A 14,249-nucleotide genomic window follows, 5' to 3' on the forward strand; every position below is an offset into this window, starting at 1 on the left:
AAACTCTGCACATGACAAAAAAGAATTGTTGACTCAGATAAAGAAGTACTTACAATGAACCCCTTAATTTAAAAAGTCCATAAGGATAGTCATGAGTGCAACAGAAAAAATTTCCTCATTTAATCTGTTTTGGTTGCTCAACTACATTTCTATTGCATCCGTTTCAGCAGCTATCATCACTCCCGCTTTACCAAAAATCCAAACTGAATATGCTTTAGGTCCCGGCGTTATCGAATGGATAGTCTCGGCATTTTTGATTGGCTATGTAGTTGGTCAATTGATTTATGGACCGCTTGCTAATCGATTTGGCCGTTTAAAAGCATTACGTATAGGTCTGGTAATTAACCTGATTGGGCTTGTTGTATGTTTGCTCGCATTGCTTCAAGAAAGCTACTGGTTACTTATAGGCGGACGACTGATAACTGCCTTGGGTGCTGCCAGTGGGCTTGCCTGCACCTTCATGTTAATTAATGAATGGTTACCCGAAACACAACGCAAAACGGCCATGGCCTATTCAGTTTTGTCCTTTGCACTAGGAATCGGTATCGCTGTAGTCATAGGTGGGATAATTACTGAATTTCTTCATTGGCAAGGATGTTTTTGGATTTTACTCGCACATGGTTTAATAATGCTGTGGGGAACTTGTATATTTAGTGAAACATTGACTCATCCTAAATCTATATATATCTTGACTATTGTTCGCGATTATTATGCTGCACTTGCTTCTGCAAAATTGGTAATTTTTTCATTAGTAGTAGGTTGCTGCTCTGCAATATCCTACTGCTTTTCTGCTGCTGGACCTCAAATTTCAGAAAAAATATTGAAACTTTCGGCAGCTGAATATGGGTATTGGAATATCCTTAATATTATTGGGATGCTCTTAGGTGGATTATTAGCCAAACGATTGCTCGCACGTTTTTCAGCAAACCAACTCATCACCATTGGTTTTCTTGGTGTTGCTGCAGGAATAATTAATTTATTAATCATGTGGTATTTTGGGACTCAATCCTCATTATGGTTTTTTCTTATTACAGCCAGTTTATATCTATTTAGCAGTTTTCTATTTTCAGGAGGCTCTTTTGTTGCTTCTAATGCACTTAAGGACAAAGCCAGCGCCGCAGCCATGATGAGTTTTGTTAACATGTGTTTTGCAACACTCAGTGTCATTGTGATGGGCTATTTAATGGTCAATCCTTTATTAAGTTTTATTATTATTTTAAGCCTTGTTTGGTTACTTGTTGTAGCACTATTGTTAATAAAATCCCCAAAGACCAATAATACAATAGACCTCGTCAAAACTCGCTGAAGATAATGAAGTGATATACGATATAGATTAACTATTTAATTCTTTAATTGGAGCAGGAGGCAATAATGTCGCATGGCCAGATACCACAATCACTACAAAATTTTCTGGCTTTGACCAATACAAAACCAGCTATTTTTATACCCGAGGAAGTACGTGATCTCGCTGAAAAGACAGCAGACGCTTTTGCTCTACCTAAATTATTTGTCCCCCTGATCAGCAATTCAATGCTTCGGCTTGCTGATCATGAGATAGCGACACGAATTTATCATCCAGCTCCACAAAAAAAATTACCCTTAATTATTTATTTTCATGGTGGTGGACATTTATCAGGAAGTCTCGAAACTCATGATGCTCTTTGTCGGCGAATTGCTGTTGCCAGTAACTCCGTAGTCCTTTCTGTTGGATACCGTTTAGCTCCAGAATATCCATACCCGGCAGGATTACTCGATTGTATGGCAGTTTTCGAACAAAAAGTGGAGTTGCTTAAAGAGTTTCAAGTGAATATGGACCATGTTTTTTTAGCGGGCGATAGTGCTGGAGGAAATTTGGCACTTTCTGTTTGTCATCAAATGAAAGAATGTGGTGATCATACAATTAAAGGATTAGTGTTAATTTATCCTTCTGTTGATTTCTCTATGAACTATGAATCATATCAACGTAATGGAGATGGATTTTTGCTCACACGAGAGAAAGTTAAATGGTATTTTGACAATTATTTCAAAAATGGCGGCGATCGAATTCAAGCATCACCAATGTATTTTAAACATTTGGAATTATTACCACCCTGTTACATTGCAGCTGCTGAATACGATCCTTTATTTGACGAAGCAATTGCTTTTGCAAAAAAAATAAAAACTTTAGGAGTTTCTGTTGAATTAGAAGAATTTAAGGGGATGATCCATGTTTTTGCCCAACTTGAAATATTTGTGCCCGATCAAGTTTTTCGGTTAATTGAATCTATAGAACAGTTTATCAAAGCACACTACGTGTAACCCTCGGTGCAGCGCAGTGCATCCTGTGCTACGGCTTTTCCTTCACCCACAGGATACAATTTAAATGCACTTAAAAAGTATCAAAACCTTCATATTCCTGCCAACTGAGCTCTTCATAAGTACACTCTTCTACAACAGCGAGTTGCGGCCCTTCCTGCAACCATGCATAAAATAATTTCAAATTTTCAACCGCTCCACAAGCAAAAATTTCTACACGCCCGTCACTCAGATTTTGCGCCCAACCCGTGATACCCAGTTTTTTCGCCTCTCTTTGTGCTGAAGCGCGATACCACACTCCCTGAACTTTTCCCGAGATATAACATCTCATACATATTTGATTCATCATAAATTTCTTATTGGTTTTAGGATAAATAAAGTTTATCTTATTTTAGGTTTTAATAAAAAGGATATAACATGGCTATATGGTTCAAAGAAATTACTCTAGAAGATCTCAATCAATTTGGGAAAAATACTATGTCTGAATTTCTGGACATCAAGTTTATTGAAATTGGTGATGATTTTTTAAAAGCAACCATGCCTGTAAACGCGCGTACCAAACAGCCTATAGGAATTCTTCATGGTGGTGCCAATGTCGCATTATCCGAAACAGTAGCCAGTACTGCAGCAAACGCCGTTATTGATCTGAATCATTTTTTTTGTGTCGGCTTGGAAATTAATGCCAATCATATTCATTCGGTTAAGGATGGTGTAGTTACAGCAATCGCCTCTCCTCTTCATCTGGGACGTTCTACTCAAGTTTGGCAAGTTAAGATTTCTAATGAAAAAGGAAAATTAACCTGTATTTCAAGAATGACTGCTTCGATAATAAACCGACCCAAAGAGTAAAAAGTAAAGTCAAAGAGGATGTAATGAATACAAGTTCAAGCATTTCAATAATGTTACGTACAGGTATTATAGTAAGCTCATTATTCTTCGCCATAGGTTATACGTCCATTGCCAGTGCAGCTCAAGGATGCGGCCATGGTTATCATAGGAATATGTATGGTATGTGTGTATTAAATGCTCCAGGACCCAATTCATCACCAGCTCCATATCATCCAGGCTGCTGGCGAAATGCTTGGGTCAATTACGTTGATATAGATAATCACTTCCTTGGCCTTGCCTTTCTTAAAAGGGAAAGCCAACTTTCCTCAATATAATTTTGCTTAAGAAATTTATTTGCTCTTAGTTTTACTTTCCAGTCACGTTATTTCTTTTTTATGAAAATGAGGTTCTAATTTAGATTTTTCTTGAGGATGTTTCAGTTTCTCAGGATGAGCAGAATGATGTTGATCGTGACGGCGTGCATCTATTCACGAAGACATAACCCAGGAAAATTATTTGGTAAATGCCATAAAAGCAAATATCCCTTTGTCTACAAGAACTTGAAAGTTACTCCAAGATTGCTGACGGGCAATTTGGACAAATGTATCAATTTTTTCGGGATGATCATCAGCACGTGGATGCTCCATCCGTGCAACAATTTCATCATCAGTTATTTCGGGATCACTTTCCAACATCCGTGATTTTAAAGCATCCAGCCACTCATCACGTGTTTGATGCGGTCTAAGAACACCATCAACCATTAATAAAAAACCATTAGGATTTAGTTTTTGTTTGCACATAGCAATAAAACTGTTTTTATCGTGTAACGATAAATGGTGAACCGCATAGCTGGTGAAAATCACCTCGACAGGAGCGGATAAACGAGGAAGTGCTGCAATCATATGATCTGCAATGAACTCTTTTTTGCAATCCAGTGAAGAAAGCATGTTTTCTGCAATTTTTAGAACATCTGATGCTGCATCAATACCAATATATTTCTTTATTGAGGTTGCAGTAAGCACAGAAACAACGGTACTGCTGTCCCCGCAACCAACATCTACAAAAGAAAAAGGACGGTTTCCTATATGGGTTGCGAGAAATTTTTGTAACGCCTGCAACATTTCACGATGATATAATGTATTATTTTTAATAGCACTTTGATATTGTTGCCAATTTTTATTAAAGTACTCACTCGCGGCAATCATAATTTATACCTTATATTATTTAATTAATAAAAGAGAAATAATAGCAACTCTCATCATTCAGGTATACTAAGCCAGAACAGGCAAAACAAGAATCAGATTGCACAAAACAACACCTAATGATAAAATTGGCTCCACTCGGTAAATACATGGGCACCACATATGAACTGTTTTTATTCATTATTTCTTGCTTTACTTTTTTCCACGAGCTGCCTCGCTGGTGTTGCATCTGAAACGAGTTTGCGCGATAAAATTGGCCAAATGCTTCTTATTGGCTTTGATGGAAAAAAGATTAATGAACAATCTGCAATAGTAAAAGCGATTGAAGAAAATAATATTGGTGGCGTCATCTTATTTGACTACAATTATCGCACAAAAACGTTTGACAAAAATATTGCAAGTCCAGAACAGGTAAAAAAACTTAATCATGAACTACACTTTTTTGCCAAACAAGGTAATTTGAAACATCATCGACTGCAATTGCCTCTATTAATTTCAGTGGATTATGAGGGAGGACATGTAAATCGTTTAGGAGAGCAATATGGCTTTCCTCCAGCCTTATCCGCTGCCGAAGTTGGAAAAAGAGAAACTAAAGAAGCTGAATCCACAGCCGGCTCCATGGCTCGAACTTTAAAAAAGGCAGAATTTAATTTGGATTTTGCTCCAGAACTGGATGTAAACGTCAACCCAGATAATCCTGTGATTGGAAAAAAAGATCGAAGCTTTTCCAGCGATCCCAAGCAAGTAATACGCTATGCAACCATTTATACATATCATTTCTTAAATCAAAAAATTCAGTGTGCTTATAAACACTTTCCAGGACATGGCAGCTCTACCAAAGACTCACATTTGGGTTTTGTAGATGTTACCGATACTTGGCGACCTTATGAATTAAATCCTTTTGAGCAATTGCTGAACTCTCCTGTTACGTGCGGTATGGTCATGACAGCACATATTGTAAATCGTCAATTAGATCCATCTGGATTACCAGCAACTCTATCCCACAAAATATTAACGGGTCTTCTACGAAATCAACTGCACTTCAAAGGCGTAATTATTACAGATGATATGCAAATGAAAGCAATTAGCGACAATTATGGTCTTGAGCAAGCCTTAGTATTGGCGATTAATGCCGGGGCAGATATGCTGATGTTCGGTAACAACTTATCTGTTCCGGCTCAAGATCCAGCTCAAGTCATCAATATAATTGAAACCAAAGTCCAATCTGGAGAAATCAGCCAAGAACGGATAAATGAAGCATATCAGCATATAGTGGCTTTAAAAAAATCATTAAATTAGGTGAATAGATCCTTTGAATGTTTATTAGAACGGTTGGATTTGAGCGTAGGTTGTGAAAAAATTTTTCTAAGCAAGCGCAGCATACATCAGTATGTGAGTATTGATTAGGATAGTTTTTTCGCAAGATACGCCAAATACAGCCCGTTCCCTGGCTGAGGTTGGGCACTGGCACATATAGCCTGAATGCAGCGAAGTGAAACTTGGACTTTAGCAAAGCCTCGTCATTTTAACTCCCTGCTACCAGGTGAGAATTTTTTAATCTACACGTTTAAATTGAATTGCCACATCAACATCCACCCCTGGAGAAATATTTAGTGCTCCTTTTGCACTGCCTGAATTTTTTGTAAAAATACCATTTAAGTTACCGTATTCTGTTTTAATAGTAACCGTTCCATTAACACAAACTCCTTCCAGCTTTGTGGTATGATGGTCGGGGCACAAAATACTTCCTGAACGTTTGTCTGCGCTGACCTCGATTTTAAAGTTCCCAGCACTATCGAGAGCACTGACTGTTCCCGATCCATTATACACACACTCGATTAACCAATTAGAGGCCTTTCCTGATCCTGCCCAATTTCCAGGAACATCTTCACAACTATTTGCACTAGAATAAAATGTAAAATCTGCATGCGATATTGTTGCAAAAGATAGTGCGGCAACAGTAAATCCAATGAGTAATTTTTGTTTCATTTTTCTTCCTTAAAGAAATAAAGCTTAATACAAACACCATATGTTTGTAACCGGTGGAAAACGGGATTTATTATTACTTTATAAAACTACAAGTGCAATTGAAAAGAAAACCAGAATGAGAAAATAAATTGCAAACCCAAGACACGCCAGGGACTAAGTGATAGTGAAAAACCAGTTCATTTTTATCTATGCATTAGAAGTTTGTATACGAGGTGAAGAACATTCATAGACATACAAATATATAGGTTGGGTCAATTTGTGGATTACCGGAATCATCTTATGATGAGACAATGTCGCCACTGATTGGCAATGGTTAAAAAATTGTTCTGCACATTGCTTTGTATCTCTAAAATCAATATAAGAAATTTTATCAATTTTTCCTTTAGATAAAGCATCTAAAAAAGCTTCTCCCCAATATTGATATTGATTAATATCACCGCAAGGAATTGCATAAACAGGATCGCTGGGCATAAAGAAACTCAATACTGCAGCATTAGCAAAATAACCTGTAACTACTGGTTGTCCTTTTTTTATAATTTCTGGCGCGTTAATCGCTTTTTTTAGTACCGTATAAGCTCCGTCCTTTTTCAGATAAGTTGCGATTGGCCATGAATTAACAATAATTACAAGGATACTAAAAGTTAAAAAGAAGGGGTAAACGATCATGAAAAAGCGTTGATAATGATATCGTGCAACGTTAAACCCAGTGATTAAGGCAAGATTCATCCCAAGCGGGGTTAAGTAAACCGCTCGGGTATCACCGCCTAATAAAGTTGCGATAATCCAGAATAATAGTCCCACAAACAATACCGTATAAGTCAGTTCCAAAACCGGGTTATCGGATGAGTTTTTAGTTTGTCGATACTTGAACCAACCCCATGCAGCGAACAATAAAAAAACCGAATAATTAATCAGTAATGAACCTAACAGTACTAAGAGACTATGAGCTGCTGTAGTATTATTTTGAGTTTGACTGTGAAAATTTAATAAATAAGTAATTGATACCCAATTGTGATTAGCATTCCAATAAATAACAGGAGCAACCATGAGAATAATGACAAGGCTGGCAAGATAAAAGTGCATACTTTTAAACAGTTGTCTCTGTTTTGAAAATACAATGTACAGCATCCCCATCACAGTCACTGCGGCTGTATATTTAGATAAAAGCATGGCGCCAATTAACAAAGCACAAAGATATAAATCAAGAATTCGCTTGAATGAAATATAACGAGCAAAATAAAAAAAAGACAGGATAGTAAATAAATTCAATGGTGCATCATATAAAACACGAACGAAAATACTTTCTGTAGTAGTAGGCAAAGCAACCCATATCAACGCACTAATTAATCCTGTTCGCTGATCGTGCAAAAGGCAACCTATCCTGTACATATAATAAGCACCTGCAATCAAGCACAAAAAACCAATAATATTAATTGAAAAAAATTTCTCGCCAAAAATCGCTCGAGAAATATGGAAAAAATAAGCAATCATGGGCGGCCCATCAAAATAGGACCAAGCCAAGTGTTTTCCCCAAGCGTAATAATAAAAACTAGTGAAGGTAGGAACAATAAAAAAAGTTGCAAGAAATAAAAAGCCAATATAAATAATGAGGAAGGGTTTTGTTGCTTTTTGATTCCACATAAATCACCAAGTTCCTTTTGCTCTATTTTTAAATAATTAAAATCTCAATTAGATTCAGTAGTATTATGAAATATCAATGACTTTAATATAATAACTTATTGGCTTAAATAATATCATAATAAACATTTAATACTCACTGAAACAAACAGTTATATAAAACTTTTTTTGACCTTGTATTGGGAAGTTTCTGCGGCAGGATTCGGTAAAATCTCTACAACATGTGCCAGCCATTTTTTATTATCCGCTCTAATAATGGTATTCTTACGCCCATAAATAAAATTATTTAAATTGCAATGGATTAATGACTCCAATTTGCTGTCGCACCTGATTTTATAATAATTTCGGTCTCGAGTAAGTATTTGTACATGATGTTTGACCAGCAGTTTACCAAAAGGGGTATTCGTATGCAGAACTTCTTCTATAATGCTCTTTGGGAGTTCATTAAAGTTCATAGTGATAAAGGCAAGTTCAACTGCCATCAGTTCTTTTTTAGTTTGTGCAATATTCGGTTTATTTCGTTTTTTGTTGCTATCAACAAACATTACGATGGAGCGACTGTAAGTATTGCTAGTTTGATCTCTATTTGCGTATATTATTTTTATAATGGCGTTACGCGCATAATATTGTTCGATACTTTTCGTCATTAAAGGTTGAGTTAATAACTTATCGCAAGGAGCAGGCAATTGAGTAAGGCTTACTTTAGTACCTATTTTATCGATTTCAGCCAGTTTGTTTATCTCGAGCTGAATTTCTTTAGACTCAGGAGCACCATTCACTGAAATGGCGATGAAAAAAATTATCATTATGAATGGAAAAAAAAGAAGTTTTTTAATCATCTTTATTAATAGTCTCATTTATTCTCGCTTCCATGATGTGCACTCACTGAGGTTTGATCATTTTATTCATTCTCAAATCCACTTAGCCGGGGAGAAAAAGATAAAGTTGGATTCTGGTAAACAATTTCTGTATAAGAAAAACCCGAAACTTCGTGTTGATTGTAGTTCCCTGATATCTCGCAATATCCTTCCCAATAACCATGTTTTTCCTGCTCGGGAAAAGCTGCAACATTAGTAAATGACAGGCCTATACTGGGTATATTAATCCGATATGTAGTGGGATAAAGAATTGATAATTCTGGGTCAAGCCAATAATCCTCACGAATCACTTCCATCTCCTGATAAGAAATAAATTGCTTTTCCCCTGAAGGAAGAATGACATTGGCTAAACCACCGATTACATTGTTGCCGTTGAAATTGAAAATAAGAAAAATGTTAGCAACGATTCCATTATTCAGGCGAACCCCCAACCATTCCCAACCATTCGCATCCAGATTAAAATCACCCCATTGATGGTCCATCCATGAATCGCCAGGGTTTTGATTAATTTGATAAATCTTGTCGTTGAGTTTAAGATTCCCCGTTGTTTTAAAATGGGGTATGGAATAATAATAGGAATTGGTATCATCAGCCATTGGCATCAGTCCATTCTCATTGATCAAAAAAAACGGTGCATTGGGTTCCAAAACTAAATTGAATTTTAAAACCGTATTATTTTGGCGTCCCTCCGCTTTCAACAAATATACCTCTTTTCCCTGCTGAATCTTTTTTTGTAAGCTGTAATCATTTTTTAAGATAATATTTAATTTATCTGTAGCAAATTTACCTTCATTAAGAAAATAGTCTTTAGCAACCCCATAGCCTATTTTATTATCCAAATCCGCTACTTGCATATGCAGCATGGGTTGTGTATAAACACGTCCTTTTACATTGATAGCTGAGTTAAACAAAGCAACATCAAAACTTAAATGCCTACCCTCATCAGTCACCAACTTGCCATTGAAATACCACCATTCAATGAGACGATCAAATGAATAAGGTATATTTTGATAATGAGCCGCTTCATCTCTGGGAAAATCTAAGGGAAAATAAGGTAAATTGGCATGGGACATTGAAGCAGAAGCAAAAAATCCAATTAACATCCATTTTATACCACTCATTATTATTCCTTTTTTTAATTTCAAGTCGCTTTTTTAGGTGCGTCGATATTATAGGAAATTAGTGTGGATTAGCAATCGTGAGCATTCTAGGAAATAAAAAAGTTTGGAGATTAATAGGAATCTTTTTAAGTGAGATTATGGTTAAAGTGATTCCGCAGCCAAGGCTGCGGAATTCGAGTTTACATCTTACATAAAGTAACTGTACCCTCGATCGTGCTCTTCGTTCGGTTCTTCTTCTTTTTGATTTTTTGCGTCACTTACTTCTTCCTGCTGCTCGGTTGATTTTACTTCTTCTTGAGCTTGTTCTTCTTGGCTCAGGTTTTCTTCCAGATCATTTTCCTCAACTAAGCCTAGGGCATTCATCATGGATACGATTGAAAGCATGGTTAACAAACTTGGAGACAGTTAATTTACAAATTTTGGTAGAACTGTACAATTTAATCTGTTTCTGGATTAATCATTTTTTCATTTCAAAACACAAAGAAAACGTTACTAAGTAATAAAAAATCCTGAATATGCAAAATACAAAGCAACGATTAGGAAAAAATAATTCCCTTTATCTAGCATCAATTTATTTTGACTCATATGAATATGGATATATATTTAAAATTGCGCAATTGGAAACAGAATAATGAGAACAATTCACATGAACGCATACAAACAATTAGAACAACATTTTAAAAAGTATTATGATTTTGAAAATCTAGCAGCAATTGTATCCTGGGATGAAGCATCTATGATGCCAGTTGGTGGAGGCAAAGCCCGAGCAGAAGCCTTGGCTACATTAAGTGCTGTTCAGCATGATTGGTTGACCAATAAAAAAGTAGGCGACTTGCTAAACCAAGCAAAAGATATTGAAGGTTTATCATTATGGCAGCAAAAGAATCTGTACTGGATGGAAAAAGAATATATGCAGGCAACCTGCATTCCTGTAAATTTAGTCGAAGAATTTACTAATGAATCTTTAATTTGTGGCCAGGCATGGCGAGAATTACGCGCAAAAAATGATTGGAAATCGTTTAAGCCTTTTCTGGAAAAATTATTTCAAAAAGTAAAAACAATTGCAGAAATTAAATCACAAACATTTGGGAAATCCCCTCTGGATGTTTTAATTGATGAGTATTCTCCAGATTTAGATTGTAAGACGATTACTCCAATTTTTAACTCTTTAAAAGATAAATTACCAAAACTGATCCCCAGGATTATTGAAAAGCAAAAAACACGGCAAATAAAAACAATTTCAGGATCGTTTCCCATAGAAAAGCAAAAACAACTGGGCACGGAAATAATGACGCGTCTGGGTTTTGATTTTAATCATGGCCGACTGGATGTGAGTCATCACCCCTTCTGTGGCGGCATTTCAAGTGACGTACGTATTACAACACGATACAATGAACATGAATTTTTATCTTCATTAATGGCAATTACCCATGAAACAGGCCATGCCTTATATGAACAAGGCTTATCAAAAGAATGGAGTACCCAACCGGTTGGTCATTCCTTAGGAATGGCAGTTCATGAGAGTCAGTCCTTGTTTATTGAAATGCAGATTTGCAGAAGTCTGGAATACCTCCATTTTCTGGTACCTATTGCCCAAAAATATTTCAAGGATGTAGAAAATATAACTGAAGAAAATATTTTTTATCATTATACAAAAGTACAACCTGGTTTAATTCGTGTTGATGCCGACGAAGTAACCTACCCTTTACATGTGATACTCCGTTATGAAATAGAGCAAAAGCTTTTTTCCTCTGAGATTAGTATTGCTGACTTACCCGAAATTTGGGATTCATCCATGCAAAAATATTTAGGATTATCAATAAAAGGTGATGATAAAAATGGAGTAATGCAAGATGTACATTGGCCGTCAGGAGTTTTTGGATACTTTCCTGCCTATACCTTTGGAGCATTAATCGCTGCTCAATTATTTTCGGCAGTAAAAAAATCAATTCCTGATATTAGAGAACAGTTAAAACAAGGTGATTTCAAACCTTTGTTATTTTGGCTAAGGGAAAATATTCATCAGAAAGGAAAATTACTAACCTATTATGAACTATTACATATTGCAACTGGTGAAACTTTAAATCCCGACTACTATTTTGCACATATAAAAGAACGGTATTTATAATTGGAGAAGCACACTATGACTAAGATTCAAATTTTTCACAGAAGAGAAAAAAGTTCTTAACTCAGATGAGTTCTGGAATTATTCACCAGTTTTATAAATTGTTGCAACTCACAAGTAGACCCGCCACATGCTGGAATTGAAACAGGATTTCCATTGTAAGTGATTTTTACCAAGTAAGCATTTGCATCACTTTCATAAAGTGAGAAATTGAGGTTTGAAGCGTAAGGGGGTGCTGTCTCCAAAGGAACGCCCAAAAAGCTCAGGGCACTAGCTATGGTAGTATCATGTGCGGATAACAAAACATATTTAAGTTTTGATTTTTTCTGACTGCCGCCGTCGAGATACTTGGCAATATTAGTCATGAGCTTGGTGCTATATGCAGTTGCCACTGGATACGGTCTTTCTTGCGCCATAAAAGCCCAATTACTCGCACTGATAATTGTTTCAACATCTTGAGTGCTCAATCCAATTGGCATCGGTGCATTATGTATTTGATGAATGTATAAAGCATCACCTAGTAATTCAAGATCAGGTAAGCTCTTAATTTGAACACCTGACAAAGCACTCCAAAGAGGATACTGATTCTTGAGTTCATTATTTTTTTCTTGCCATTCTTTTGTTGAGTACACATACTGTTCCATCAATTTTTCCCGTTCTGCAGAACTTACCTGTTGAATAATTACCTCATCATATTTAGACGGTGCACTAAAAATAGGAATGGGTTGAAAAGCATAGGGTAAAGCCGGAAGAGCAGACTCTGAAGTATTTGGTCCTGTCCCAGGCGGATAGAGTCCCATTAACAATGATTCAGCACTCATAAGCGTACGCTCATAATCCGTAGAACGTACATACATTGTTCCCTGTTCGTAATGCTCGGGCAATAAATGTGCCTTTTCAATGTATTTTTTACGGAACTCCATACCCATTTTATATTCTTGCTGCATCCCCTCAGCTGTTAACTGGCCAGGCCCCTCCTGCCATTGGTAATTTACAGCGGTGAGTGGAACAATAGGTGTTCTATCGCCATGCCGAATGATATCAACAGCAAAAATAAGGGTATCATCCGCAAACAAGAGCGACGGCACACTCAATAAAAATGCAAAGCTTAAGCGAAATTTGTAGCCCATTTGTCTTACTCCTTGCTAAGAATTATTAACGATGATGTCTTTGTAAAGCCCCATCAAAAATCAGCTTTGCACTATGATGTGTATGCATGCAAAAATCAAGACACCTATTTTATTTTTTCTGGAAAAATGCCCTCATCTGTGTAAAAGTAATTGGGTTGTATTTATATGAAACAACTATAAAAGCCAGGAGTTAACGTGAAGGGACTGAAATATATTTTTTTATTGGTCAGTATCTTGCTAATATGGGAAACTGCTTTTACTGCAACCGGAGCATCATATCCCACACTTCGTATTATTACTCCGAAACAAACATTCACTTTAACTAACCCTGAGTTGCTGTCTCATCCGGATCTGACCCAAGTCACTATTAACAATGACCGAGCCTACCCCAACAAAATCATGCATCATAAGGTGATCCCTTTGTGCAAGCTGCTTGCCCCCTTTCACATCAAACAACATGACATCATCGAATTCATAGCTAAAGATAATTTTCATGTATATGTACCGGCACTTAAAATCATGGATTGCAGTAAAAATTCTTCCATCGCGATGTTGGCTATAGAGCCTGCATCAAAATGGCCAATAATTGATAATCATACGGGTCTTACTGCTGGGCCTTATGAAATTATTTGGCTTTATCCTAAACGCTCCTATATATCAAATGAATATTGGGCATGGAGTGTCATTACGATAAAAGTTATTCGAAAACTTAATTATCAACATGTTCTTGCTCCCCCCGTAACAACAAATTCCGCGATTGCTAACGGATATAAAATTTACATTAGTCATTGTGAAGGTTGTCATATGATAAATCACATTGGAAAAAGTAAAATTGGCCCAGATTTGAATTGTCCGAAAAATCCATTAGATTATTATCCTAATATAACCCAATTAAAAAAATTTATTCGTGATCCTAAATCAGTCCGTTCACTTCCACGAGGACGAATGAGTGGTTCAGATAAACACTCTTTATCCGATAAGGATCTGGATGATTTGATTCAGTTCTTTGCTTATATGAATATAAAAAAACAATGTTAATTGAC

General features: G+C 36.4%; 15 protein-coding genes. 7 read left to right on the forward strand and 8 right to left on the reverse strand.

Annotated elements, in window-relative coordinates:
- Nucleotides 1-91 precede the first annotated feature (91 nt).
- The gene (locus Ltuc_RS07760) at nt 92-1,306 is read left to right on the forward strand and encodes an MFS transporter (RefSeq protein WP_058520709.1); all 1,215 of its coding nucleotides are present in this window, start codon (nt 92-94) and stop codon (nt 1,304-1,306) included.
- A gap of 65 nt (nt 1,307-1,371) precedes the next feature.
- Nucleotides 1,372-2,298 carry an alpha/beta hydrolase gene (locus Ltuc_RS07765; RefSeq protein WP_058520710.1) on the forward strand — a complete coding sequence of 309 codons (927 nt, stop codon included), beginning with the start codon at nt 1,372-1,374 and terminating at the stop codon, nt 2,296-2,298.
- Nucleotides 2,299-2,368: 70 nt separating this feature from the next.
- On the opposite strand, the gene Ltuc_RS07770 is transcribed toward Ltuc_RS07765, so the two are convergent.
- Nucleotides 2,369-2,644 carry an acylphosphatase gene (locus Ltuc_RS07770; protein WP_058520711.1) on the reverse strand — a complete coding sequence of 92 codons (276 nt, stop codon included), beginning with the start codon at nt 2,642-2,644 and terminating at the stop codon, nt 2,369-2,371.
- Nucleotides 2,645-2,712: 68 nt separating this feature from the next.
- Here Ltuc_RS07770 and Ltuc_RS07775 point away from each other — a divergent pair, with 68 nt between their 5' ends.
- Together Ltuc_RS07775 and Ltuc_RS07780 are read left to right on the forward strand one after the other, a co-directional pair.
- Nucleotides 2,713-3,144 carry a hotdog fold thioesterase gene (locus Ltuc_RS07775; RefSeq protein ID WP_058520712.1) on the forward strand — a complete coding sequence of 144 codons (432 nt, stop codon included), beginning with the start codon at nt 2,713-2,715 and terminating at the stop codon, nt 3,142-3,144.
- 23 nt (nt 3,145-3,167) lie between these two features.
- The gene (locus Ltuc_RS07780; protein WP_238584088.1) at nt 3,168-3,458 is read left to right on the forward strand and encodes a GCG_CRPN prefix-to-repeats domain-containing protein; all 291 of its coding nucleotides are present in this window, start codon (nt 3,168-3,170) and stop codon (nt 3,456-3,458) included.
- A gap of 177 nt (nt 3,459-3,635) precedes the next feature.
- On the opposite strand, the gene Ltuc_RS07785 is transcribed toward Ltuc_RS07780, so the two are convergent.
- A complete protein-coding gene (locus Ltuc_RS07785; RefSeq protein ID WP_058520713.1) occupies nt 3,636-4,328 on the reverse strand; it encodes a class I SAM-dependent methyltransferase in 693 nt (230 codons plus the stop codon).
- 159 nt (nt 4,329-4,487) lie between these two features.
- On the opposite strand from Ltuc_RS07785, the gene Ltuc_RS07790 reads away from it, so the two are divergent.
- Nucleotides 4,488-5,624: a glycoside hydrolase family 3 protein gene (locus Ltuc_RS07790; RefSeq protein WP_058520714.1), complete on the forward strand. Its 1,137-nt coding sequence runs from the start codon at nt 4,488-4,490 to the stop codon at nt 5,622-5,624.
- A 255-nt stretch (nt 5,625-5,879) separates the two neighbouring features.
- Here Ltuc_RS07790 and Ltuc_RS07795 read toward each other — a convergent pair whose 3' ends face one another.
- From Ltuc_RS07795 to Ltuc_RS07815, 5 genes are all read right to left on the reverse strand, one after another.
- Nucleotides 5,880-6,314: a hypothetical protein gene (locus tag Ltuc_RS07795; RefSeq protein ID WP_058520715.1), complete on the reverse strand. Its 435-nt coding sequence runs from the start codon at nt 6,312-6,314 to the stop codon at nt 5,880-5,882.
- Nucleotides 6,315-6,500: 186 nt separating this feature from the next.
- A complete protein-coding gene (locus Ltuc_RS07800) occupies nt 6,501-7,955 on the reverse strand; it encodes a glycosyltransferase family 39 protein (protein ID WP_058520716.1) in 1,455 nt (484 codons plus the stop codon).
- Between the two features lie 149 nt (nt 7,956-8,104).
- Nucleotides 8,105-8,809, reverse strand: coding sequence for a hypothetical protein (locus Ltuc_RS07805; RefSeq protein WP_058520717.1), 705 nt, complete (start codon nt 8,807-8,809; stop codon nt 8,105-8,107).
- A 44-nt stretch (nt 8,810-8,853) separates the two neighbouring features.
- Complete coding sequence (locus Ltuc_RS07810) at nt 8,854-9,951, reverse strand: lipocalin-like domain-containing protein (protein ID WP_058520718.1); 1,098 nt, start codon at nt 9,949-9,951, stop codon at nt 8,854-8,856.
- Between the two features lie 186 nt (nt 9,952-10,137).
- The gene (locus Ltuc_RS07815) at nt 10,138-10,335 is read right to left on the reverse strand and encodes a hypothetical protein (protein WP_058520719.1); all 198 of its coding nucleotides are present in this window, start codon (nt 10,333-10,335) and stop codon (nt 10,138-10,140) included.
- Between the two features lie 262 nt (nt 10,336-10,597).
- Here Ltuc_RS07815 and Ltuc_RS07820 point away from each other — a divergent pair, with 262 nt between their 5' ends.
- Nucleotides 10,598-12,079 carry a carboxypeptidase M32 gene (locus tag Ltuc_RS07820; protein WP_058521643.1) on the forward strand — a complete coding sequence of 494 codons (1,482 nt, stop codon included), beginning with the start codon at nt 10,598-10,600 and terminating at the stop codon, nt 12,077-12,079.
- Between the two features lie 56 nt (nt 12,080-12,135).
- Here Ltuc_RS07820 and Ltuc_RS07825 read toward each other — a convergent pair whose 3' ends face one another.
- Nucleotides 12,136-13,206: a histidine phosphatase family protein gene (locus tag Ltuc_RS07825; protein ID WP_058520720.1), complete on the reverse strand. Its 1,071-nt coding sequence runs from the start codon at nt 13,204-13,206 to the stop codon at nt 12,136-12,138.
- A gap of 195 nt (nt 13,207-13,401) precedes the next feature.
- Here Ltuc_RS07825 and Ltuc_RS07830 point away from each other — a divergent pair, with 195 nt between their 5' ends.
- A complete protein-coding gene (locus Ltuc_RS07830; protein WP_058520721.1) occupies nt 13,402-14,244 on the forward strand; it encodes a c-type cytochrome in 843 nt (280 codons plus the stop codon).
- Nucleotides 14,245-14,249: the final 5 nt, after the last annotated feature.

The organism is Legionella tucsonensis, assembly GCF_001468035.1.
GTDB classification, from domain to species: Bacteria; Pseudomonadota; Gammaproteobacteria; order Legionellales; family Legionellaceae; genus Legionella; species Legionella tucsonensis.

Bases quoted from the DNA above. Each gene is read 5' to 3' on its own strand.
- Ltuc_RS07825 (WP_058520720.1), bottom strand. From the start codon at position 13,206: ATGGGCTACAAATTTCGCTTAAGCTTTGCATTTTTATTGAGTGTGCCG.
- Ltuc_RS07765 (WP_058520710.1), top strand. From the start codon at position 1,372: ATGTCGCATGGCCAGATACCACAATCACTACAAAATTTTCTGGCTTTG.
- Ltuc_RS07780 (WP_238584088.1), top strand. From the start codon at position 3,168: ATGAATACAAGTTCAAGCATTTCAATAATGTTACGTACAGGTATTATA.
- Ltuc_RS07805 (WP_058520717.1), bottom strand. From the start codon at position 8,809: ATGAGACTATTAATAAAGATGATTAAAAAACTTCTTTTTTTTCCATTC.
- Ltuc_RS07775 (WP_058520712.1), top strand. From the start codon at position 2,713: ATGGCTATATGGTTCAAAGAAATTACTCTAGAAGATCTCAATCAATTT.
- Ltuc_RS07770 (WP_058520711.1), bottom strand. From the start codon at position 2,644: ATGATGAATCAAATATGTATGAGATGTTATATCTCGGGAAAAGTTCAG.
- Ltuc_RS07795 (WP_058520715.1), bottom strand. From the start codon at position 6,314: ATGAAACAAAAATTACTCATTGGATTTACTGTTGCCGCACTATCTTTT.
- Ltuc_RS07810 (WP_058520718.1), bottom strand. From the start codon at position 9,951: ATGAGTGGTATAAAATGGATGTTAATTGGATTTTTTGCTTCTGCTTCA.
- Ltuc_RS07820 (WP_058521643.1), top strand. From the start codon at position 10,598: ATGAACGCATACAAACAATTAGAACAACATTTTAAAAAGTATTATGAT.
- Ltuc_RS07800 (WP_058520716.1), bottom strand. From the start codon at position 7,955: ATGTGGAATCAAAAAGCAACAAAACCCTTCCTCATTATTTATATTGGC.
- Ltuc_RS07785 (WP_058520713.1), bottom strand. From the start codon at position 4,328: ATGATTGCCGCGAGTGAGTACTTTAATAAAAATTGGCAACAATATCAA.
- Ltuc_RS07760 (WP_058520709.1), top strand. From the start codon at position 92: ATGAGTGCAACAGAAAAAATTTCCTCATTTAATCTGTTTTGGTTGCTC.
- Ltuc_RS07815 (WP_058520719.1), bottom strand. From the start codon at position 10,335: ATGCTTTCAATCGTATCCATGATGAATGCCCTAGGCTTAGTTGAGGAA.
- Ltuc_RS07790 (WP_058520714.1), top strand. From the start codon at position 4,488: ATGAACTGTTTTTATTCATTATTTCTTGCTTTACTTTTTTCCACGAGC.